The 22,897-nt window shown below is 69.7% G+C and carries 20 protein-coding genes; 9 read left to right on the forward strand and 11 right to left on the reverse strand.

Annotation, left to right across the window (positions count from 1 at the left end; all coding sequences use genetic code 11):
* The first annotated feature begins 74 nt into the window (after positions 1-74).
* From BM349_RS00290 to BM349_RS00300, 3 genes are all read left to right on the forward strand, one after another.
* Positions 75-959 (forward strand): ABC transporter ATP-binding protein, encoded by an 885-nt coding sequence (locus BM349_RS00290; protein ID WP_091700846.1) that lies wholly within the window; start codon positions 75-77, stop codon positions 957-959.
* Positions 956-2,098 carry an ABC transporter permease gene (locus tag BM349_RS00295; protein WP_091700850.1) on the forward strand — a complete coding sequence of 381 codons (1,143 nt, stop codon included), beginning with the start codon at positions 956-958 and terminating at the stop codon, positions 2,096-2,098. The genes BM349_RS00290 and BM349_RS00295 overlap by 4 nt, the downstream gene beginning before the upstream one ends.
* A gap of 121 nt (positions 2,099-2,219) precedes the next feature.
* A complete protein-coding gene (locus BM349_RS00300) occupies positions 2,220-2,804 on the forward strand; it encodes a nitroreductase family protein (protein WP_091700855.1) in 585 nt (194 codons plus the stop codon).
* A gap of 34 nt (positions 2,805-2,838) precedes the next feature.
* Here BM349_RS00300 and BM349_RS00305 read toward each other — a convergent pair whose 3' ends face one another.
* From BM349_RS00305 to BM349_RS00315, 3 genes are all read right to left on the reverse strand, one after another.
* Positions 2,839-3,216: a VOC family protein gene (locus tag BM349_RS00305; RefSeq protein ID WP_091700858.1), complete on the reverse strand. Its 378-nt coding sequence runs from the start codon at positions 3,214-3,216 to the stop codon at positions 2,839-2,841.
* Positions 3,217-3,266: 50 nt separating this feature from the next.
* Positions 3,267-3,764: a ribonuclease E activity regulator RraA gene (rraA, locus tag BM349_RS00310; protein ID WP_091700862.1), complete on the reverse strand. Its 498-nt coding sequence runs from the start codon at positions 3,762-3,764 to the stop codon at positions 3,267-3,269.
* A gap of 165 nt (positions 3,765-3,929) precedes the next feature.
* Complete coding sequence (locus BM349_RS00315; RefSeq protein WP_091700868.1) at positions 3,930-4,460, reverse strand: winged helix-turn-helix domain-containing protein; 531 nt, start codon at positions 4,458-4,460, stop codon at positions 3,930-3,932.
* A gap of 57 nt (positions 4,461-4,517) precedes the next feature.
* On the opposite strand from BM349_RS00315, the gene BM349_RS00320 reads away from it, so the two are divergent.
* The 4 genes from BM349_RS00320 to BM349_RS00335 are packed head-to-tail and all read left to right on the forward strand — an operon-like array spanning position 4,518 to position 8,981.
* Positions 4,518-5,963, forward strand: a complete 1,446-nt coding sequence (locus BM349_RS00320) for an MFS transporter (RefSeq protein ID WP_091700873.1) — start codon at positions 4,518-4,520, stop codon at positions 5,961-5,963.
* A 48-nt stretch (positions 5,964-6,011) separates the two neighbouring features.
* On the forward strand, positions 6,012-7,145 hold the full coding sequence (locus tag BM349_RS00325; protein WP_091700876.1) for a type III polyketide synthase: 1,134 nt from the start codon (positions 6,012-6,014) through the stop codon (positions 7,143-7,145).
* Complete coding sequence (locus BM349_RS00330) at positions 7,142-7,843, forward strand: methyltransferase domain-containing protein (protein ID WP_091700879.1); 702 nt, start codon at positions 7,142-7,144, stop codon at positions 7,841-7,843. The genes BM349_RS00325 and BM349_RS00330 overlap by 4 nt, the downstream gene beginning before the upstream one ends.
* Complete coding sequence (locus BM349_RS00335) at positions 7,836-8,981, forward strand: FAD-dependent oxidoreductase (RefSeq protein ID WP_091700882.1); 1,146 nt, start codon at positions 7,836-7,838, stop codon at positions 8,979-8,981. The genes BM349_RS00330 and BM349_RS00335 overlap by 8 nt, the downstream gene beginning before the upstream one ends.
* 34 nt (positions 8,982-9,015) lie before the next feature.
* Here BM349_RS00335 and BM349_RS00340 read toward each other — a convergent pair whose 3' ends face one another.
* The 8 genes from BM349_RS00340 to BM349_RS00375 all read right to left on the reverse strand — a co-directional run bounded on the left by BM349_RS00340 (position 9,016) and on the right by BM349_RS00375 (position 20,076).
* Complete coding sequence (locus tag BM349_RS00340; protein ID WP_254773665.1) at positions 9,016-9,885, reverse strand: UbiA family prenyltransferase; 870 nt, start codon at positions 9,883-9,885, stop codon at positions 9,016-9,018.
* A 4-nt stretch (positions 9,886-9,889) separates the two neighbouring features.
* A complete protein-coding gene (locus BM349_RS00345; protein ID WP_091700885.1) occupies positions 9,890-10,360 on the reverse strand; it encodes a hypothetical protein in 471 nt (156 codons plus the stop codon).
* Positions 10,361-10,470: 110 nt separating this feature from the next.
* Positions 10,471-12,675 (reverse strand): ATP-dependent Clp protease ATP-binding subunit, encoded by a 2,205-nt coding sequence (locus tag BM349_RS00350; RefSeq protein WP_091700888.1) that lies wholly within the window; start codon positions 12,673-12,675, stop codon positions 10,471-10,473.
* A 181-nt stretch (positions 12,676-12,856) separates the two neighbouring features.
* Entirely contained in the window at positions 12,857-14,311 is a 1,455-nt protein-coding gene (locus BM349_RS00355; RefSeq protein ID WP_091700891.1) for an Hsp70 family protein, read from the reverse strand.
* A 167-nt stretch (positions 14,312-14,478) separates the two neighbouring features.
* Entirely contained in the window at positions 14,479-16,149 is a 1,671-nt protein-coding gene (locus BM349_RS00360) for a SulP family inorganic anion transporter (RefSeq protein ID WP_091704566.1), read from the reverse strand.
* 52 nt (positions 16,150-16,201) lie between these two features.
* Positions 16,202-17,224, reverse strand: coding sequence for a GlxA family transcriptional regulator (locus tag BM349_RS00365; RefSeq protein ID WP_091700894.1), 1,023 nt, complete (start codon positions 17,222-17,224; stop codon positions 16,202-16,204).
* A 386-nt stretch (positions 17,225-17,610) separates the two neighbouring features.
* Positions 17,611-18,840 (reverse strand): glycosyltransferase, encoded by a 1,230-nt coding sequence (locus tag BM349_RS00370; RefSeq protein WP_368086665.1) that lies wholly within the window; start codon positions 18,838-18,840, stop codon positions 17,611-17,613.
* A gap of 15 nt (positions 18,841-18,855) precedes the next feature.
* A complete protein-coding gene (locus tag BM349_RS00375) occupies positions 18,856-20,076 on the reverse strand; it encodes a glycosyltransferase (RefSeq protein ID WP_091700900.1) in 1,221 nt (406 codons plus the stop codon).
* Between the two features lie 129 nt (positions 20,077-20,205).
* Between BM349_RS00375 and BM349_RS00380 the strand changes: the two genes are divergently transcribed.
* Together BM349_RS00380 and BM349_RS00385 are read left to right on the forward strand one after the other, a co-directional pair.
* Positions 20,206-20,796, forward strand: a complete 591-nt coding sequence (locus BM349_RS00380) for a hypothetical protein (protein ID WP_091700903.1) — start codon at positions 20,206-20,208, stop codon at positions 20,794-20,796.
* 93 nt (positions 20,797-20,889) lie between these two features.
* On the forward strand, positions 20,890-22,893 hold the full coding sequence (locus BM349_RS00385; RefSeq protein ID WP_139230857.1) for a winged helix-turn-helix domain-containing protein: 2,004 nt from the start codon (positions 20,890-20,892) through the stop codon (positions 22,891-22,893).
* Positions 22,894-22,897: the final 4 nt, after the last annotated feature.

Raw genomic sequence — 22,897 nt, forward strand, 5'->3', positions numbered from 1 at the left:
TCCGCGACGGCGACGGCCCGATCTCCCCCGCGCGGAGGATACGGCGGACCCGTCACATCCGTAGCGTGGGTCTCATGCTTCAACTGCGAAATCTCGACAAGAGCTACGCCACCCATCAGGTGCTCAGGGATGTCTCGTTCGACGTGCTCCCCGGACGCCTGACCGGCTTCGTGGGGGGCAACGGCGCCGGCAAGACGACGACGATGCGCATCGTGCTCGGTGTGCTGGCGGCGGATGCGGGGACCGTCACCCTCGACGGCGGCACGGTCGGCTCCGACGACCGCCGTCGCTTCGGGTACATGCCCGAAGAGCGCGGTCTGTATCCGAAGATGAAGGTGCTCGAGCAGATCGTGTACCTCGCGCGCCTGCACGGCTACTCTCGGGCGAGCGCGACCGACGCCGCCACCGCTCTGCTGGAGCGGCTCGGACTCGGCGAGCGCCTGAACGACAACGTCGAGACCCTCTCGCTCGGCAACCAGCAGCGCGCGCAGATCGCCGCCGCGCTCGTGCACGATCCCGATGTGCTGATCCTGGACGAGCCGTTCTCGGGGCTCGACCCGATCGCCGTGGATGCCGTCGCCGGGGTGCTGCAGGAGCGCGCCGCGGCGGGCACCGCTGTGCTGTTCTCGTCGCATCAGCTCGATCTGGTCGAGCGGCTCTGCGACGACCTGGTGATCATCGCGGCGGGTCAGATCCGCGCCGCCGGCGATCGCGAAGCCCTGCGGGCGCAGCACTCCACGAACCGCTACGAGCTGGTCTCGGCGGGTGACGCCGGCTGGCTGCGCGACGAGCCGGGCGTCCGCATCGTCGACTTCGAGGGGGCCTATGCCGTGTTCGACGTCGACTCCGACCAGACCGCACAGCGCATCCTGCGAGACGCCGTCGCGCGCGGCGATGTCGGCAGCTTCGCTCCGCAGCATCCCACCCTCGCCCAGATCTTCCGGGAGGTCGTCCGATGAGCGTCGGTACCAGCCCGCGCACCGCCTCCGCCGCGGACGCCCGCCCGCCGCGGCCCGCCGCGCCGAGCGAGGCCGCGGCGGTGTGGCTCGTCGCGGAGCGGGAGATCGCATCGAAGCTGCGCAGCAAGGCGTTCCTGATCTCGACGGCGGTGCTGTTCATCCTCGCCCTCGCAGGCATCGTGATCGGCGGCTTCGTCGCGCAGAACCAGACCGGCACGCCGGTGGCCGTCACCGTGGACGCGGTGTCCCTCGTTCCGGCCGACGATGGGCTCAAGATCACCGAGGTTCCGGATCGAGCGGCGGCCGAGAAGCTCGTGACCGAGGGCACCGTCGACGCCGCGATCGTCGGCGATCCGTCGGCTGAACCGTTCGGCTTCACGATCGTCGCGGACTCGTCGGCGCCGACCTCGCTCATGCTGCAGTTCGCGCAGGTGCCGACCGTCGAGCTGCTGAACCCCGAGCCGACCGACGAGGCGCTGCGCTATCTGGTCGCGATCGGCTTCGGAATCGTGTTCCTCACGGCCGCGAGCCTGTTCGGGTCGACGATCGCGCAGAGCGTCGTGGAGGAGAAGCAGACCCGCGTCGTGGAGATCCTGATCTCCGCGATCCGCGCGCGAACCCTCCTGGCCGGCAAGGTGATCGGCAACACCGTCCTGGCGATGGCGCAGATCCTCGTGCTCGCTGCGATCGCGATCGTGGGTCTCACGATCATCGGGCAGAGCGGGCTGCTGGGAGCACTCGGCGCTCCGATCCTCTGGTTCGCGGTGTTCTTCCTCTTCGGGTTCGTGCTGCTGGCCGCGCTGTTCGCGGCGGCCGCCGCGATGGTCTCGCGACAGGAGGACATCGGATCGACGACGTTCCCGCTGACCATCCTGATCATGGCGCCGTACTTCCTGGTGATCTTCTTCAACGACAACCCCGTCGTGCTGACGATCATGTCGTACGTGCCGTTCTCGGCGCCGGTCGGGATGCCGATGCGGCTCTTCCTCGGCGAGGCGCAGTGGTGGGAGCCGCTGATCTCGCTCGCCATCCTGATCGCCACCTGCGTCGGGGCGATCCTGGTCGGCGCGAAGATCTACCAGAATTCGCTGCTGCGTATGGGCGCCCGCGTCAAGCTCGGCGAGGCACTGCGCGGGTAGGGGCCCGGACACCGTGTCTCCGTGTTGCGGTGGGCTCGGCGGAATTTATTCACACGCATACGGTTGAAGATGATGGGCCAACGGCGACCCTTCTCATCCGAATCCAAGAAGCGAGGTCGCCATGACCATTCCCCTCCTCAACCGCACCGCTGAGACCGACGCCCCGGTGCTCGACGTGCTCGCCGACCGCTGGAGCCCCCGGGCCTACGCGTCCGACGACGCGATCGACGAGTCGCAGCTGGCCAGCGCGCTCGAAGCCGCCCGCTGGGCGCCGTCGGCCAACAACATCCAGCCCTGGCGGTTCATCGTGGCCCACCGCGGCACCGAGGCCCACGACCGCGTCCACGAGGCGCTGCTCGGCTTCAACAAGGTGTGGGCCGGCGATGCGGCCGTGCTGATCGTGGCAGTCGCGGAGACGGCGGACGCCGAAGGGAAGCCCCTCCCCTTCGCCGCGTACGACCTCGGCCAGTCGGTCGCCCACCTGTCGGTGCAGGCACACCACGACGGCCTCCACGTGCACCAGATGGGCGGCTTCGACCGCGATGGAGTGCGCGCGGCGTTCGGCCTGGACGACCGCTTCGAGCCGCTGACGGTCATCGCCCTCGGCCCGATCGGCGACCCGTCCGCTCTGCCCGAGGCGCTTCAGGAGCGCGAAGCGGCACCTCGGGTTCGGCGGCCTCTCGCCGATTCGCTCATCGCGGTCTGACACCGCGATCCGGCCGGATGCCGGGCGACAGGCGTCAGGACGTCTTGAGCACAGACAGCACGTTGCCGGCGGGGTCGCGGAACCATGCGATGTCGGGGCCGTAGCCCCGGGAGATGCCCTTCTCGTCCCCGCCGTACTCGCCGTCGTAGATCTTCGTGACGACGCCGCGCGCGTTCAGCTCGTCGACCGCAGCCTCGACGTCGTCGACGGGGAAGTTCAGGATCGTGAAGCCCGCCGGCTCATGATCGGGCTTGGGATACGCGATCACGTGGCCGCCCGAGCCCAGCGTGATGTCGAGGATGCCCATCTCGTTCAGCTCCACCGACAGGCCGAGGGTGTCGGCGTAGAAGGTGCGGGCGGCATCGATGTCGTCCACGGCGAAGCCGCTGAACGCGGGTGAGTTCTCCAACATGAGTGCTCCTGATCTCGGTCCGGGGTTCGTCTCCCAGCATCCGGCACCGGTCAGGCGCTGTCCAGAGCGCGCTCCACGAGCACGCCGTCGGCATCCGCCCACACATGCCTGCCGGGCACGAAGCTGACACCCGCGATCACGAGCTCGACATCGGCCTCTCCCGCGCCCAGCTTCGCGCTCTTGCGCGGGTTCGAACCCAGGGCCTTGATGCCGAGGGGCAGCATCCGGATCGCATCGCGATCGCGGATCGCCCCGTGCACGATCAGACCCGCCCATCCGTTCTCGACGGCGGACGCCGCGATCAGGTCGCCCACCAGCGCCGATTCGAGCGAGCCGCCTGCGTCGATCACGAGCACCGCGCCGTCGCCGGGTGTTGCGAGCGTCGCCCTGACCAGTGCGTTGTCGAGTGTTCCTTCAACCGCATGGCAGCGGATCGTGCGGATCGGCCCGTCGAGGGCGGTGCGTCCCCCGAGGTCGCGCAGCTGGAGCGACAGCGAATCGAGCGCGTCGCCGCGCTCGTCGTACAGGTCGGCGGTGGCGATCGTCATGCGCCCCACGCTACGACCGAGCCATGGCTACATGGTGGCCAGGATCCGCCGCAAGAACCCCCGAACTTCTGCAACCCTCACGAACCCACACTCTCCGCGCGAGCCCATGCGCTCCCAGGCCCCTGAACGTGAGGGTTCGCGGCGAGCGTGTGGGTTCGGGTGAGATCAGCGCGGCGCGGCGGGCGGGTTGAGGTCTGGGTGCAGCGCGGTGAACAGCGAGTACGGCCGGCCGTCGGCATCCGGGCCGCGCTCCTTGAACTCGTTGATCAGCTCGTACAGTCGGTTCGCGAGCTCTTCGCGGTGCTCGTCGTTGATCTTCAGGCCGAGCCAGGAGGTGTCGAGGTCGTCGGGCGGGAGCCCCGCGATCTGCTGGAGGAACGTCTCGACCAGCACGACCGAACCGCCCGGCATCGAGGTGCGCCACGACAGCCCCGTCGCCCGATACGGCACCTCCCGGGCGCCCTGCGCACCGGCGCGATCGGGCTCCGCGGCGAGGAACCCCGTCTGCACGAGGGTGCGCACATGATGCAGCATCGTGCCGGGGTTCACGTCGAGCAGTTCCGCGAGCTCCTTGTTCGTCCGCGACTCGTACGCGCAGAGACGGAGCACCCGCAGCCGGGTCACTGAGCTCAATGCCCGGATCCGCGCCTGCGCGGCAGGATCGTCCTCATTCAGGACGATCCGCTCTTCGCTCACACCCTCACTGTAGCCGACTGATTGACAAATCTCAATCGGTGACGCAGACTGATTGACATGTCCCAATCAAACGAGACGGATGCCGAGTCGAACGAGCTGCTCGACGAGGCCCGCGCCGAGAGTTCGCGACCCGGCGGTGTCGCCGGCCCGATCAGCGAATCCTCTGACGAAGACGGGATCGGCGTCCACGCCGCGGAGGACGGTGCCCCGGCACCAGCCGGTGTCCGTTCATCTCCGCGCTCCCTCTGGCACGATCGGAACTTCCTCACGCTCTGGAGCGGACAGGCTTTCAGCCAGTTCGGATCGCAGATCCAGGAGCTCGCGATTCCCGTGCTCGCTGTCCTCATACTGAATGCGAGCGAGCTCGAAGTCGGCGTTCTCAACGCGGCCGGAGTCGCGGCATTCCTCGTAGTGGGACTGCCGGCGGGCGCCTGGATCGACCGTTTGCGCAAGCGACACGTGATGATCTGGGCGGATGCCGTACGTGCGGTGGCACTCGCGACAATACCCGTGCTGTGGTGGCTCGGCGCCCTCCAGATGTGGCACCTGTACGCGGTCGCCCTGATCGTGGGCGTGGCCACGGTCTTCTTCGACGTCTCGTATCAGAGCATCATCCCGTCCCTGGTGCGGTCGTCTCAGATCGCCGAGGCGAACGGCAAGCTGCAGTCGACCTACGAACTGGCCAACATCGCCGGTCCGGGCATCGGCGGTTGGCTGGTGGGGATCCTCACCGCGCCGCTCGCAATTCTGACGACCGTCGGCACGTATCTGATCTCGTTCGTCGCCCTGCTCTTCACGCGTGACCACGAGCCGCAGCGCGCGCCAGAGGATCGCGCGCCGATCCTGCATGAGATCTGGGAGGGCCTGCATTTCGTCTTCACAGAGAAGCTGCTCCGGCGCATCGTCGGCACGACCGGCATGTCCAACTTCTTCAACATCATCTCGATGACGATGCTGCCGATCTTCATACTCCGTGAGCTCGGTCTGAGCCCCGCTTCGATGGGTGTGATCTTCTCGCTTGGAGCCGTCGGAGGGCTCGTCGGCGCGATCGCAACCCCGCACATCGTGCGACGACTCGGCGAGGCGAGATCGATTCCGATCAGCTCGATCGCATTCAGCGTCGTCGCCGTATTCCTGCCGGTCGCCGCGATGGTTCCCGCGATCGCCTTTCCCCTCCTCGTGGCGCAGGGCTTCGTCGGCAGCTTCACCGTGCTCCTCTACAACATCACCCAGGTCACCTTCCGCCAGCGCATCACTCCACCGCGACTGCTCGGTCGGATGAACGCGTCGGTGCGCTTCGTGGTGTGGGGGGTGATGCCGATCGCAGCTCTCCTGTCCGGCCTCCTCGGGACGTGGTTGGGCGTCGTCGCGACGATGTGGATCGGCGCCATCGGCGAGCTGTTCTCGGCGCTGTTCGTGGTCACCGGCCCCTTCTGGTCGATGCGGGACCTCCCCGGCGCGGAGCCTTCCGCCCCCGAGCCGGAGCGGACACGCGAGGACTGATCGCACAACCCCTTCGCGTCTGCGGCCTGGGCGGCATATCGTGACAGCATGACCGCACGCATCCTGTCGATCGGCACCGCGACTCCGCCGACCGTGATCACGCAGGATCGCGTCCGCGATTTCTTCGCCCGGCAGCCCGATGCGGACCGGCTCACACAGCGACTCATCCGCGCCACGTTCGACGCCGCTGAGATCGAGCGGCGCTACACGGTGCTCCCGGAACTGGGCGAAGCCGGAAGCGACGGCATCTTCATCGACGCTCAGGGCGTCCTTCGCTCCCCCGGCACCGCCCTGCGAAACGCCGAGTACATCCGGCAGGCGCCGGACCTCTCCCGTCAGGCCGCTCAGGCGGCGCTCGAGGAGGCCGGGGTTGCGGCATCCGAGATCACGCACGTCGTGACCGCGTCGTGCACCGGCTGCTTCGCTCCCGGCCCCGACTTCCGTCTCGTGCGCGACCTGGGCCTGGCCGACTCGACCGAGCGGTATCACCTCGGCTTCATCGGGTGCGCCGCGGCCTTTCCTGCGCTCCGCGCCGCAGCGCGCTTCTGCGCCGCGCAGCCCGACGCGGTCGTGCTGGTGGTGTGCACGGAGCTGTGCAGCCTGCACATCCGCCCGAGCAGCTCGCCCGACCAGATCGTCGCGTCCTCCGTCTTCGCGGACGGCTCGGCCGCCGCGATCGTCACCGCCGGTTCCGTGCAGCGAGGCGGGCTCGACCTCGAGCGATTCGGCACGACGCTCACGAGCGAGGGCGAGCAGGACATGGCGTGGACGATCGGCGACGACGGCTTCGAGATGGTGCTCACCGGCGAGGTCCCGCGCATCATCGGGCGCGAGATCCGCGGCGCAGTCGACGGCTTCCTCGACGGCAATGTCCCCGATGTGTGGGCGGTGCACCCGGGAGGGCGCAGCATCCTGGATCGGGTGCAGTCCGGGCTGGAGCTCGCGCCGGACGCGCTCGCCACGTCCCGTGCGGTCCTGCGCGACTACGGCAACATGTCCAGCGCGACCGTCATGTTCATCCTCCGCGAGACGCTGCACGACGACACGATCGCCGCGGGCGCGACGATCGCCGGGCTCGCGTTCGGACCCGGTCTGACCGTCGAATCGGCGCTGTTGACCAAGCGAACCGCGGCCGTGAGCCCCGCCTCCGGCCATGACCGTCACCTGGCAGTCGCGGGGTGAGTCTCGCCGAACGGGATGTCGCCCTGCGCGAGCTCATGGACGACCCGGAGTGCGACCCCGAGCTCCTGCGTGCCACCCTGCGCCGGTTCGACACGATCAACCGCGTGGTGTCGGGGTGGGGGCACATCTATCGCTCCCGCATCCGGCCGTACCTGTCCGCGCTGGATCGACCGGCGCGTGTTCTCGATCTCGGATGCGGCGGCGGTGACGTCATGACCCACCTCGCCGGGCGGGCCGAACGCGACGGGCTGCGAGCCGAGTGGATCGGGGTCGATCCCGATCCACGGGCGATCGAGGTCGCAACCGCACGCGACGCACCGACGAGCGTGCGGTTCGTGTGCACCGACAGCTCACGGCTGCTCGCCGACGGCGAGCGCTTCGACCTGGTGCTCTCCAACCACGTGCTGCATCACCTCTCCCCGGACGACCTCGACGTGTTCACCGACGAGTCCCGGCGGCTGTCGCAGGGCCTCGTGATGCACGGCGACATCGAACGCGGCCGCGTCGCCTACGGGCTGTACACGGTGTGGATCACCCCGTTCGCGCCGGGCACGTTCCTGCGCACCGACGGTCTGCGCTCGATCCGCCGCAGCTACCGGCAGGCCGAACTCGCCGACGTGCTCGGTTCGCCGTGGCGCATCGAGCGGCCATTCCCGTTCCGCGTGCTGGCGGTCGCCCCCGGACTCGCCGGTGACTGACGTCGTCGTGGTGGGCGCCGGCCCGGTCGGTGCCCTGCTCGCGGCGGAGCTGGTGCGGCACGGCGTCGACGTGCGCCTCCTCGAACGGCGCGTCACGCCGGGACTCGGGACCAGGGCGATCGGCGTGCACGCGCCGGTCCTCGCCGCGCTGGAGGAGTCCGGAATCACCGAGCGACTGCTCGAGAACGCCCTGCGGGTGCCGCGCGGCGAGGCGCGGTCGGGCGATCATGTCCTCGGAATCGTGCGCTTCGATCGGCTCTCCGCGCGCTTCCCGTTCGTGGCCACACTGCCTCAGGCCGACACTGAGGCGGTGCTCGCCGACGTCTCACCCGCAGCCGAGCGCGGCGCGGAGGTGACGTCCGTGCGCGTACGCGGAACCGAGGTGGATCTCGAGGTGAACCGCACGGACGGCACGGCCGTGGAGGTCACCGCGCCGATCGTCGTGCTCGCGGGCGGGTGGACGGCGCGACCGCTCGTGTACCGCGATGTTCCCACCACGACGTACCCGGATCGCTACCTCATGTCGGACATCGTGGTCGGCGATCGACCGGACGCCGACACCGCGATCGTGAACCTCGCGCCCGGTGGCGTGCTCGAGTCGTTCCCGCTCCCCGGCTCGATGCGCCGCGTCGTCGCGTGGGATGCCGCCGCCGAGCCCGCGGTCGACCTCGCGTCGGTGCGGGTGCAGCGACTGCAGGCCGCGCTGCGCGCCCGAGGCGAGGCATCCGTCGCCGACGCCGTCGAGACCGCGACCGCGTTCGGCGTGCGACGCGTCTGCGCGCCCCGGCTGCGCCGCGGACGCCTGTTCGTCATCGGCGACACCGCGCACGAGGTCAGCCCGATCGGCGGGCAGGGCATGAACCTCGGCCTGCTCGACGCTGCGGGACTCGCGCCGCTCCTGGCCCGATGGGTGCACGAGGGGACGGCGCCCGAAGCCGCCCTGGCGGCGTGGGAGCAGCGCCGCGTCCGCTCGGCGACGCGCGCCGGCCGTCTCGCGGCCGTGAACACCGTGCTCGGCAGACCCCGGCGCGGCGTCACCGACCTCGCGCGGCGCGCGATCGTGCGCGGGATGCTGATGCCTCCGCTCGGCCGTGGCTTCGCCTGGGCGTACGCGATGGGGCTGGACGCCGGCCCCTGAGCCCGGTGCCCCACCGGGCTCGCGAGCGGGGCAGTCAGGCGCCCAGCGCCTGGCCCGTTGCGGCGAGCTGCACGCACAGGAGCAGCGACGCGAGCATCACGAGCCGGAAGACCCAGCGGCCCGGCGGCCGCACGAGTGCGAGCACGAGTCCGGCGATCGCGATCACCACGACGCCCGTGAACGCGATGATTCCGAGCACGCTGATCGCGGCATCCGGCCCGAGCAGCACTGCGATCGCACCGACGACGAGGGCGACCGCCGCGATCACGGCCGAGGCACGACGCCCGAGCCGATGCGGAAGCCCGCGCACGCCGGTCTGGGCGTCGTCCTCCAGGTCGGGCAGCACATTCGTCAGATGGATCGCCACGCCGAGCGCGGCTCCCGCGACCCACGCCCACGCCGCGGCGACGGCCGGCGGATCGGCCGAGAGCGTCACCAACGAGGGCAGCAGGCCGAAGCTGACCATGAACGGCAGCACCGAGACTGGCGTCGACTTGAGCCCGGCGTTGTACGCCCACGCCGAGCCCAGCGCGACCAGGTGCGCCAGCCCCATCGCCCAGCTCAGCACGCACGAGAGCACGAGCGAGAGCACGAGCGCGCCGGATGCCGCGACCCACGCCATGCGGAGCGATACCTCGCCGCGCGCGATCGGCTTGTCGGTGCGCGCGGTGGCCCGGTCGCGAGGCGCGTCGATCGCATCGTTCGAGATGCCGACCGACAACTGTCCGAGCAGGATCGCGAGTCCCAGCACCGCGATCCGCCACGGTTCGAGACCGGTCGCGATCCCGAGCGTGATCGCGACCGCGGTGACCACGACGCTCGGCCCCGGATGCGACGAGCGCCACAGCGCGACGATGGGGGACGGATGCCGCCCGCTGCGCGTCTCGCCCACGGCCCCGCTCACCGGATCACGCGTCGAAGGGACGGCGCCAGCGCGCGATGCCGATGATCGCGAGCACGACGGTCGCCAGATACGCGAGTCCGATCGCGATGGCGGCGACGGTGAAGATCGCCTGGGACGTCTCGTATGTGATCCCGCCACCCGTCCAGGTCGTGAGCGCGGAATCGAGGTGGCCGCTGTCGCCCGAATCGGGAACCGTCAGCGACGCGAGCAGGAACGCTGCCCAGAGCACGAAGCTCGCGATGTCGTAGGCGAAGCGGGTCGCCTTGCCTCGTCGCACCGTCCGGTCGAACAGGGTCATGATCGGCGGCACGAGCAGGATCGCGACGACGAACAGGCCGTAGACGAACCCGATGATCCCCATCCAGCCGAGCTGAGCGCCGACCAGCCCGCGGCCGAGGAAGAAGAACACCGGCAGCAGCGCGGCGGCCACCCACTGGGCGACGAACACGAAACGGCCGGAGCGCGCGATATGCATGCCCCGACCGTATCGCGAGGGTTTCGTTTCGGCCGGTCGCTGCGCCCGTCGAATCGCATCCCGGCTGTTGAGCGAGCCGAGCGAGACGAACGCCGACCGCCCCGGGTTGCTCAGTCGTCGAGCAGCTCGGCCTCGATCACCTCGTCGTCGTCCACAGCATCCTCTGCCGCCGGACCGCTGCTCGTCAGCACGAGCGTCGAGCCGTCGGCGGCGACGTCGACCCGCACGAGGTCGCCGTCCCGCACACCGCCGGAGAGGATCGCCATCGCGAGCCGGTCCTGGATCTCCGACTGGATGAGCCGCCGCAGCGGCCGCGCACCGAACACCGGATCGTACCCGCGCTCGGCGAGCCACGCGCGCGCGTCGGGAGTGACGGCGAGCGTCAGCCTGCGGTCGCGCAGACGCCGCTGGAGCGCGAACACCGCGAGCTCGACGATCTGGGCGAGGTCGTCCTCGCTGAGCGCCTGGAAGATCACGATGTCATCGAGGCGGTTGACGAACTCGGGCTTGAACGCCCGGCGGACCAGCCCCTGCACGGCATCCCGCTTCTGCTCGAGCGTGAGCGTCGGGTCGATCAGGATCGGCGAGCCCAGGTTCGAGGTGAGGATCAGGATCACGTTCTTGAAGTCCACCGTGCGACCCTGACCGTCGGTCAGCCGACCGTCGTCCATGACCTGCAGCAGCACGTCGAACACCTCGGGGTGCGCCTTCTCGACCTCGTCCAGCAGCACGACGCTGTACGGGCGGCGACGGACCGCCTCGGTGAGCTGGCCGCCCTGCTCGTAGCCGATATAGCCAGGAGGGGCGCCGACCAGTCGCGAGACGGAGTGCTTCTCTCCGTACTCGGACATGTCGATGCGCACCATGGCGTGCTCGTCGTCGAAGAGGAAGTCGGCGAGCGACTTGGCGAGCTCGGTCTTGCCGACTCCCGTGGGGCCGAGGAACATGAACGAGCCGGTCGGCCGGTCGGGGTCGCTGATGCCCGCCCGCGAGCGCCGCACCGCATCGGAGACCGCCTTCACGGCCTCCTTCTGCCCGATGAGCCGCTTGCCGAGCTCGGTCTCGAGGTGCACGAGCTTCTCGGTCTCGCCCTGCAGGAGACGGCCGACCGGGATGCCGGTCCACGCGGCGATCACTGCCGCGATGTCTTCATCGGTGACCTGGTCGTTGACCATGCGATCGCCCGCGGGCTCCTCGCGTTCGGCCTCGATCAGCTGCCGCTCCAGAGCCGGGATCTCCGCGTAGAGCAGGCGCGACGCCTTCTCCAGGTTGCCTTCGCGCTGAGCGCGCTCCGCCTCCATGCGGGCCGCGTCGAGCTTGGTCTTGAGGTCGCCGACGCGGTTGAGCGATGCGCGCTCGCGCTCCCAGCGGTTCTGCAGCTCGGTGAGGCGCTCCTGCTCGCTGCCGAGCTGCTCGCGCAGGGCTGCGAGACGTTCCTTCGAAGCGTCGTCCTTCTCCTTCTTGAGCGCCAGTTCCTCGAGCTTCAGCCGGTCGACGTGGCGGCGTAGCTCATCGATCTCGAGCGGCGCGGAGTCGATCTCCATGCGCAGCCGCGACGCGGCCTCGTCGATCAGGTCGATCGCCTTGTCGGGCAGCTGGCGACTCGGAATGTACCGATTCGACAGGGATGCCGCAGCCACGAGCGCGGCATCCGCAATGGCGACCTTGTGGTGCGCCTCGTAGCGCTCCTTCAGCCCGCGCAGGATCGCCACGGTGTCCTCGACCGTGGGCTCGCCGACGTAGACCTGCTGGAAACGGCGCTCGAGGGCGGCATCCTTCTCGATGAACTCGCGGTACTCGTTGAGCGTCGTCGCGCCGATCATGCGCAGCTCGCCGCGCGCGAGCATGGGCTTGAGCATGTTGGATGCCGCAACCGACCCCTCGCCGCCGCCCGCGCCCATCAGCACGTGCAGCTCGTCGATGAACGTGATCACGCGTCCGTCGGACTCGGTGATCTCCTTCAGCACGGCCTTGAGCCGCTCCTCGAACTGACCGCGGTACATCGCGCCGGCAACGAGCGCCGACAGGTCGAGGCTGATCAGCTCCTTGTCCTTGAGCGACTCTGCGACGTCACCCGCGACGATGCGCTGGGCCAGGCCCTCGACGACGGCGGTCTTTCCGACGCCCGGCTCGCCGATGAGCACGGGGTTGTTCTTGGTGCGGCGGGTGAGCACCTGGCTGACCCGGCGGATCTCGCTGTCTCGCCCGATCACAGGGTCGAGCTTGCCCTGGCGGGCGCGGTCGGTGAGGTTGATCCCGAACTGCTCGAGGGCGCTCTGCTGCTCCTCCTGCCCGGGCTGTTGCGTGGCGTTCATGTGTCTCCTGAAGTCTGGTTCCAGCTCCCGATAAAGTTGAGCCGTGTTGACTCAAGTTTAGCAGAGAGCGGATGCCGCGGCAACGGCGCGCGGCAACGCATCCGGCGCAGTCCTAAAACTGCGTTCGCGTAGCGCTGCCTCCAAGAGGGGACGACGAACTGCGTGATTCGGCGTCAGCCGATCACGGCGCGCGGCCGCCGGGCTCGTCCGGTGGCGTCGGCGACGGCGCGGGCACGGTGGGCTCGGGCTCCGGTGTGGGTTCGGGCGTCGGGGACGGCTCCATCGTCGGCTCAGGGGCCGGACTCGGCGTGGGATCAGGGGTGAGAGTCGGCGCAGGAGTGCTCGCCGGCGGTGCGGCAGTGGGGCTGGGATTCGTCGGCGCCGGGGCCAGGACAGGGGTCGACGGCGTGGCGGAGTCCGGCGCCTCGCGGCTCACGGGCTCAGTCGGCGAATCGGGTGCAATCGGATCCGCGGCTGTCGGCGGCGGTACCGCATCGGGCGTCGGTTGAGGGGTCACCGAGGGAGTCGGAGTGCTGGTGCCACTCGAGGCCCGCTCGGCCGTCGATGAAAGGTCGGCTGCGGGAGGATCGGTCTCGCCGCCCGAGGGTGCGACACTGCCGATCGCGAACGCACCGGCGACGGCGGCGCCACTGACGAGCGCGGCTGCTCCGACCCCGATGGCGGCGAGCCACGCGGGCCGCCGATACCACGCGGGAGCAGCGACGCGCACGGGCGGAGCCGCCACGACAGGCGCGGCGGGCAGCTGCGCGATCTCCTCACGCCCGAGGGCGAGCGCCGCACCCGCGGCGGTCGCCCAGCCCGGATGCGGGTCGGTCTCAATCGGATCACCGAATCGCGCGGCCAGGAGTCTGCTGAAGTCGCCGAGACGATCGGATGCCCCGCTCAGCACGATCGCGTCGATCATGTCGATCTCCACGCCGGCCGCGCTCAGTGCGAGGGCGACGGAGTCGACGGCGCGTGCGTCGACGGCGTCGTCTTGAGCTCCACTCGGCGAGATCGGACTGTGGATCGGCGGGCTGATCTGCCGCGACCGGGTGCCCGGCATCTGGCGCACGAACGCCGCCTGAAGCGCGTGGTCGTCGACATCGCAGACGACCAGGGTCAGGTCGGGGTTCGAAGGATCGGTCCGGGCATATCGGCTCGCCAGCGCCTCGGGCGCCGTGATCAACTCGACCGCGGTGCGTCCGTCACGGTCGAATGCCTCTGCGACAGCATCCACCTGCGTTTCGACCCACCACGCCGGGATCACCGCCCAGATACCGGCTGGCTGGGCACCTCGGCTCGAGGCCACGCGCTGCGCCACATTGTCGACGGTCCACGCGTAGAGGTCCGCTGCCGCAAAGCGTTCGCCGTCGATCGTCTGAACGGCTGCCGGGTCGCCGACGCCCGGGACGAAGTCGCGGATCAGGCGGCTGGGCTCGGCGTCGCCGCGTGCGATCGCCTCCTCGCCGAAGAACAGCCGGTCGGGAGCGACGTAGACCGCCGTGGGCATCGCTGATCCTGAGCCGAGCAGGATCGGCTGCGTTCGGATCGCGTCGCTTCGGGAGCCCTCGGCGGCAGCGGCGGCGGTGATGTCGCCGCGAACGTCGATTGCCAGGTAGTAGGGCGAACTCATGTCCAGGCCTCCCCCCCCCAATGGGTTGGACCGAGTCAGGTCGTCAGTCGCCCCATGACGCTCGAGGGACCACGGTCCGAGCAGTCTAGGAGCGCAGATCGCGTGACCGACGGTGCGAAATCAAGAGTTAACACCCTCGACACCGGCCCGCGACGAACCGCGTCGCCTCAGCGCCGCCGGCGCTGCTCCTCGAGCGCGTCGGAGTAGGCCTGCCGCACCGTTTCGCCGATCCACTCCGTGCTGCGGTACACGTTGCCCTCGCCGAGCTCGGCCGCGAAGCCGCTCGATTCGATCTGATCGAGCACGAGCTTCTCGCTGATCACGAGCTTGAGCGAAGCATCCGCATCATTCAGGTCGTGCGCATATCGTCGCAGCACCTCGATCAGCGACAGGCCGATCTGATCGGTTCCACGCAGGCGGATGATCACGACGGCACCCTCGGACTCGCGGCTGACCACGGGGAGCTGATGCTCGAAGATCGGCGCACTCGCGAAGAAGAGGCTTCCGTACGGCTGGAGGATCACGACCGCACCCGCGGGAATCGTCGGCACCGGCTCGCTCTCGCGGATCCGGCCGCCCTCCAGCACGTGCACCTGCCGGACACGCACGCGATTGGACTGCTGCGCGACGAACAGGATGATGCCCAGCCCGACGCCGACCAGCACCGCGAACTGGAGCGGGATGACCAGTGTCAGACCGAACGTGACCGCCATGATCGCCGTCGGAAGCGGTCCGCTCTTGATGACCGAATACACCCGGCTCGGCTTGATCGCGCCGATGCCGATCACGATCAGCAGGCCGGCGAGCGCAGGCATCGCCACGAACCCGACGAGATCGGACGCCACCAGGATCACCAGAGCCATCACGGCGCCGGCGATGATGAACACGAGCCGCGTCCTGGCGCCCGCAGCGACGATGAGCGACGAGCCCGACATCGACCCGCCCACCGGCATCCCCTGGAAGAAGCCGGCCGCGATGTTGCCCGCGCCCTGCCCGATGAAGTCCCGCGAGGTGTCCGCGGGCTTGCCGTCGGGCGTCGGAAGGCTCGCCGACACGGCAGCGCCCTGGATGACCCCGACGAACGCGAGCGAGAACGCGGGCAGGAGCAGGAACGGCACATCCACGATGTTCGGCAGCACGGGGGCGGGCAGGCCACGCGGCACCTCGACGATGTCATCGAGGAGCAGCACAGGCGTGGCCAGCCAGATGTTCAGGAGCACCGCGAGACCGGAGCCGAGCACCACCGCGATCACGAGGCCGAGCGAGCCGACCGGCGTGAAGCGGAACAGGTAGATCAAGCCGATCACGAGCAGCCCGACGGTCACCGACGCCAGGCTCCACTGCGGCACGTGCAGCAGCAGGTCGAACAGCTTCGTCAGGCGGTTGGTCCCCTTCGAGTCGAATCCGGTGAAGTTCGACAACTGCCCGAGGATGATGTTCACCCCGACCGCCGTGAGGAATCCGGTCATGACGGCGGTGGGGACGAACCTGACGAGGCGCCCGCCGCCCAGCAGACCCGCGATGATCATGACGATGCCGGTCATGATCGCCAGCGTGTACAGCGCCCGGTCGGGGTCGGCACGGCTCTGCAGGTCGGAGTCCGAGACGATCAGGGCCATCGCCCCGGTCGCCTGAACGGCCATGAACGTGCTGCTGGTCAGGAAGGTCGCCCCGACCATGCCGAACAGGTACGCATACAGTCCGGCGAGCGGGTTGATCCCCGCGAGCAGGCCGGCGGCGAGGCCGTCGGGAACGGCTTCCACACCGAGAACCAGGCCCGCGACGGCATCCTTGCCGATCGTCTTTCGGGAGAAGAGCTTCCGGAGGGCCGCGCGCACGCTCACACGCTATCGAAGCGCGCCGTGGCGCGTGCGCTGATCGGTGCGCGACTCAGGCGGCCGAACCGGCGAGCTCCGACTCGCGCTCTGCGGCGCGGCGCTCCAGCGCCGAACCACCGGTGCCGATCTCGCAGCAGAACGTCGCCCGGTACGCGGTGGGAGTGGTCCCGAGCACCCGCGAGAAATTCTGTCGAAGGACGGATGCCGAGCCGAAGCCGCACTCGTACGCGATGCGATCCAGGCCCAGGTCGGTCTGCTCGAGCAGGCGCTGAGCGTGGATGATGCGCTGGCGTCCGAGCCAGGCCGCAGGGGTCGTGCCGTAGTCGGCCTTGAAGCGGCGGGCGAAGGTGCGCGGCGACATGTGGGCCTTCGTCGCGAGCTGGTCGACGGTGAGGTCCATCCGCAGGTTCTCCAGCATCCAGTCGGTGACCGGAGCGAGGGACAGGCTCGCGACCTCGGGCAGCGGGCGGAGGATGAACTGCGCCTGCCCGCCGTCGCGCTGGGGCGGAACGACCATACGGCGCGCGATCGTGTTGGTCATCTCGGCGCCGAGCTCCTGACGGAGCAGGTGGAGGCAGGCATCCAGTCCCGCCGCCGTGCCGGCGCTGGTGATGATGCGGCCGTCCTGCACATACAGCACGTCCGGGTCGACGTCGATCGCGGGGTACATCGCCGCCATGCGGTCCGCGTACATCCAGTGCGTGGTCGCTTTGCGCCCATCGAGCACGCCGGCCGCCGCCAGGATGAACGAGCCGCTGCACACGCTGAGCAGCCAGGCTCCGCGGGCGTCCGCGTGGCGCACGACATCGAGTACACGGGGGTCGGTGCGGCCCCACCACTCCTTCGGCGTCGGCGAGACGACCACGAGATCGGCTTCGTAGGCGAACGAGAGGTCGTTGTCGACGTTGAGCGAGAAGCCGAGCTTGGACTGCACGACCCCGGGAGTCGGGGTCACGATGCGGAAGTCGAAGTTCGGGATGCCGTCATCGGTGCGATCGAGGCCGAATGCCTCGCACGCGACGCCGAACTCGAACGGCGCGAATCCGTCTTGGACGATGACGGCGACGGTCTTCATTGGGGTCTCCTCGAGGCTGTGCCGGACGATTTCGGGATGCCGTGCTGCGGCATCCGCTGCGTGGCAGTTTTCGTACGATGCGTGTCTATTCTGCCACTCGTGGCTGAATAACGTCAAGCGTAGCGTTACTGCCATGTTGATGATCATTGCTCTCGGAGCCATTGCCGCCACCGCCATCGGCGCCTCGATCGTCGCTCTTCGGAACGACGGCTACCACCAGGTGCCGACCGACTACACCCGCCTTCCCTGACCCGCACGCCGCCTTCGCCGAACCCACAGGTCCGCGGCGAACCCACGCGTTCCCCGACACAGGAACGCATGGGTTCGCAACGAAGGGATGGGTTCGGCGCAGACGGCCGGAGACCCAGGCGTCAGAAGGCGGAAGTTCAGGCCGATACGCGGGCGTAGATGTCCGCCATCGCTGCGCTGCGCGAGGACTGACGGAAACGCTCGCGGATCGACGGGTCGGGCGAAACGCCCGTCCCGGCCACGATCTGCTCGGCCGCAGTGCGCAGAGTTGAGGCCAGTGCGCCGACGGAGCCATCCGCGACCTGCCAGTACCCGCTTCCGAGCTCGGCGCCGATATCGGGATCGCTCACGATCGCCGGCGTCCCCAGGGATGCCGCCTCGAACACGGTCATCCCCTGCGTCTCGAAGCCGATGGAGGTCTGCACGACCGCGTCGGCCGCCGCGATCCGGCGGAGCGTCTCGGCGTACGGCAGCCTGCCGGAGAACGAGACCGAATCCGTGAGGCCCAGCTTCTCGACCAGCCGCCGAGCCGCCTTCTCCTGCCCGCCGCCGCCGATGATCTCCACGTCCGCGTCGACCCCGGACGCCGCGATCGCCTCGAGGAAGGGGAGGAGGCGCTTCTCCGGGCTCATCCGGCCGAGCCAGACGAAGCGCGGCTTGCCGGGCGCCCGCACCGCCGGGCCCGCCGCGAGCGCGGCATCCAGCACGTCGTCATCGATCCCGTTCCACACGACGTCGACCGTCGGGAGCCCTCGACCCGCGACTGCGCCGTGCTGCTCCAGCCGTCGGCCGAAATGCGATGAGGGTGCCGTGACCGCGTCCGAGCGGCCGGCGAAACGGCGCAGATACGACCAGCCGTCGCGTCGGGGTTCGACCGGACCCGCGACCTCTCGCAGCGCACGGCGCTGCCACCGGTTGAGGAACCGCATCACCATGCGCGGAAACGGCGCGGTTGCCTCGATGCCGACATCCACGCGATTGTGCATCGTGTGCACGACCGGCAGCCCGTGCCGCGCAGCGAACCGATGGCCGATGAACGCACCCCAGAAGTCGGCCTGAACGTGCACGACATCCACCGGAGGGCGCGACGCGAGCGCGTCGTCGACGAACCGGTCGGTGCGTCGCCCCGGCCACGAGAGCGAGTACTCGCGGTCGGGTGTGATCGGGATCGACGGCATGTCGACGTACGGCTCGACTCGCTGACGCTCGCTCAGTGCGAGTGCGGCGTCGTCCGCGCCGGCACGCGGACCGTGCATCTTCGGCGCGACGATCGTGACGGTGTGGCCGGCGCGCTCGAGGAAACGGCGCTGCAGCCGCATCGAGACCTGCGCCCCGCCGAGCGACTCGACGTGCTGGTCGCCGAACATCACGACGTGCATCGGCTAGGCGGGCAGCGGGTCGCCGCGGTACAGCGCCTCGAACGTGTCGAGCGTGCGGTTGATGTCGTGGATCGCGACGCCGTCCAGCGACGCCTGCTGCATCCTGCGCCGTTCCGCGGGCTCCGCGGTGAGCACGTCGGTCAGCCGCGCTGCCATCTCCTCGACGTTGCCCGGCTCGAAGAGGTAGCCGTTCTCACCGTCGTGCACGAGGTGGGGCAGCGCGACGGCGTCCGCCGCCACGATCGGCAGACCCGACGCCATGGCCTCCATCGTGGCGATCGACTGCAGCTCGGCGATCGAGGCGATCGCGAACAGGCTCGCGCGGCTGTAGAGGGTCCGCAGCTCTTCTTCGGGCGCATGGCCGTGGAACGTGACGCGGGTGTCCAGGCCGAGGGAGTGTGCCAGCGTCTCGAGGTTCTTGCGCTGGTCGCCACCGCCCACCAGGTCGACGTGCACGTCGAGCTTCGGATCGAGCAGCGCGACGGCCTTCAACAGGACGTCGATGTGCTTCTCGGTGGTGAGTCGGCCCACGAAGAGGATGCGGTTCGCATCGCGCGGAGTGAGATCCGGACGATAGTTCGCCCGGTCGATCCCGCAGCTGATCGGGATGACACCGGTGATGTCGATCGTCGCCTCGAGGAAGTCCGCGGCCTTGCGGGTGGGCGTGGTCACCGCGCGGGTCATGTCGAACGTGCGCTTGGCGTCGGCCCAGGCGAGATCGAGCATCACCTGGTTCAGCGAGTGCGGCAGCGTGGTGAAGTCGAGGATGTTCTCGGCCATCACGTGGTTGGTCGCGATGATCGGGATGCCGCGCTTGCGCGCCTCTCGCGCAAGGCCCCGGCCGATCACGATGTGCGACTGGATGTGCACGACATCGGGCTTGACCGCGTCCAGCGCCCGGCGGGCATGATGCTTGGACATCCACGGCAGCACGAACGTGAGCCAGTCGTGCGGGAACCACCGCCAGGACGGCAGCCGGTGCATCGTCATCGGCTGGCCCTCGATGACCTCGGTTGCGGTGCCGCTCGTCCAGTGCGTCGCGCTCGGCGCCATCACGTGGACGTCGTGTCCGCGTGCGACGAGCCCGGCGGCGAGGCGCTCGGCGAACCGCGCGGCACCGTTCACATGCGGCGAGAACGTGTCGGCACCGATGAGCACCGTCAGGGGTCGATGATCGTCCGGCTCGGCGGCGCGAGGATCGTCGGGCGTCTCGGACGGGGTCACGGGATGCTGGTTGCCTATCTCTGCGCGGGGGCGGGTCGCACGAGGTCGGTGCAGGTGCGATCCAACTGTACCCGAGGCCCCTCGACGACCCTGGGACAGGGCTCAGGGATCACCTCGTACCCTGGTGGCATGCCCCGATTGCACGCCGATGCCGACAGGACGCGCTGGGTCCCGATCACGGACTCGCTCGGTTTCGGAGGCCGGCGGCACCGGAAGGCGGCGATCCGGATGCTGCTCGCGCAGGCGAGCCGCGCGCTCGGCGCGGAGGAGCGCCCGGGAGGGGGATTCACCGCCTGGGCGATGAGCCAGGCAACGCCGTTCCTGATGCGCCGGGCCGCGGGGCGCGTGCTGGCCTGGGTGTGGAAGGCCGACCCCGAGCTGCTGGTGGTGATGGCGCAGGTGCAGGAGGCCACGTCTCAGCTGCGCGCGGCGCGGGCGAGCATGCCGATGGAGTACGACGACACCGAGACGTTCCGCGGCACGTACCTGGGGGTCGGTGAGAAGCTCGCCATCCCGCTTCCCGCCGACCAGCGCACACCGCCCTTCGCGACCTACACCTGGGACACCGGCACCCATTTCGTCACCGTGACCGCGGTCTGCAGCGACCGCGAGCGGTTCGGCACGGTGATCGGCGCGGTCGACGATCTCGCCCGCGGTCTGCGGATCGGCGACGACGTCGCGCTCGGAGAGTCGCCCACCGTCTTGCGCATCGAGCCCTGAGGTTTCGCCGTAGCGCAGTAATGTGTGCGTGCGGCAGCGATCACGCGCCGCCGACGACCGGTCTCACGGGGAGGGATCGAAATGCTCCGCGCCATGATCGAGCGACCGCCGCTCCTGGCGGCCCTCGAGGGGCGCCGCGGCTTCGTCGCGATCATGGCCGCTGCCGGTTCGGGCAAGACCACGCTGCTCAGGCAGTGGGAGGCCGCCGACCCGAGGCCGTTCGTGTGGGTCGCGCCTGATGACGCCGGCGAGGTGCAGCGGCTGGCCTCCCTGCTGACGGACGCCGCCGCGCCGTTCGTGCTCGTGCTCGATGACATCCATCGGCATCCGGACGCCGGCTCCGCGCTGCTGGGCGCCATCACCGGCCTCACGCTGCCTCCCGGAGTCGGGGTGGCCGTCGCCGGTCGCGAACTCGAGCGCCGGGCCCACTCGCGACTGCGACTGCGGCCGGAGCTGATCGAGATCTCGGATGCGGAGCTTGCCCTCGACGTTCCCGCCGCCACGACGGTTCTCGGTGACGGCGTCGACGAGGCGACCGTCCGGCGGCTCGTGCGCCAGACCGACGGCTGGGCAGCGGGGCTGCAGCTCGCCCGGATCTTCCTCGGTCGATCCGATTCCGAGGAGTTCACCGGCGCGGACCGCCTCGTGCGCGAATACGTCGAGACGGAAGTCCTCGACGAGCTGGATGCCGACCTCATCGACTTCATGCTCGGCTGCGCGCCGTTCGAGGAGCTCACCGGTCCGTTCTGCGACGCGGTGCTCGGCGTGACCGATGCGCAGGCGCGGCTGGAGCTGCTCGAGCGCCGCCACCTCTTCATGGCTGCGATCGATCGGGAGGGGCAGCGGTTCCGGTGGCAGCCGCTCGTCCGCGAAGCACTGGCGGCCGAACTCCTCCGACGCGATCCTTCGCGTGCGAGACGACTGCGCACCGCTGGCGCCGATTGGCTCGCCGAGCACGGCGCCGCCCGGGAGGCGCTCGCCCTGCGCCTGGCGAACGGCGATCGCGAGCAGGCGCTGCAGCTCCTGTCGGAGGTCGTCCTGCCGATGTTCTACGGCGGCAGCCTCGACCAGATCGTCGACATCATCCACGACATCGGTCCCGACATCGCCGTCACCCACGGATATCTGGCGACGATGTTCGCCTACGCGGGCATGATGACCGGCGACGCCGTGTGCGCCCGACGGTGGACACGCGCCGCCGGCGACTTCTACCTCGCGCATTCGTTCGGCGACATCGATGAGCAGGTCGCGTTCCTGACGCTGCGCGCGCACCTGTGCGCCGACGGTGTGCACCGCATGCGGCTCGACGCCGACGCCGCCCGCGTGCGGGTGAAGGAGTCGAGCCCCTGGCGCGCGCCCGCGCTCATGCTCAGCGGCATCGCCGCCGGGCTGTGCGGCGACACCGCGGCGGCTGCGGCGACACTCGACGAGGCCATCCACGTCAGCCGTGAGAGCGGAGCAGTCCCAGCGCTCGTGCTGGCACTCGCCGAGCGGCTCGAGCTGAGCACGCGGCGAGCGACCGAGCAGGAGATCGACGAAGCGGTGCAGGCGGCCCAGAGTGCGCCGTATGCGCACTACCCCCACTCCGCGCTCTCATTCGCCCTGCGTGCGGAGTCCGCCGCGGCTGCGGGAGACCACCGTGCGGCACGTGCCGCACTCGCGAGTGCCAACGCGTTCCGCCCGGTTCTGGGACGGGAGATGCCGTGGCTCGCCGTGCAGGTACGGCTGCACGTGGCTCGCGCGATGGCCGCGCTGGGCGATGTGGTCGGAGCGCGCGTCGTGCTGGCGGAGGCCGAGGAGGTTCTCGTCGCGATGCCCGATCCCGGTGTGCTCAGCACCCGAGCGAGCGACCTGGCGAGGGTTCTGCGGCCATTGGGCGACGCGGCTACGACGGGCGCCAGTCTGCTGACCACAGCGGAGCTGCGCCTGCTCCCGTTGCTGACCAGTCACCTGTCGTTCGAGGAGATCGGCGAGCGACTGCACCTGTCGCGCAACACGATCAAGACGCAGGCCGCGTCCGTCTACCGCAAGCTCGGGGTCTCATCTCGATCCGAAGCGGTCGAGCACGCGGCCCGGCTGGGCCTCGTCGACGCGTGAGCGC

It is taken from the genome of Microbacterium sp. cf046 (genome assembly GCF_900114345.1).
Lineage (GTDB): Bacteria > Actinomycetota > Actinomycetes > Actinomycetales > Microbacteriaceae > Microbacterium.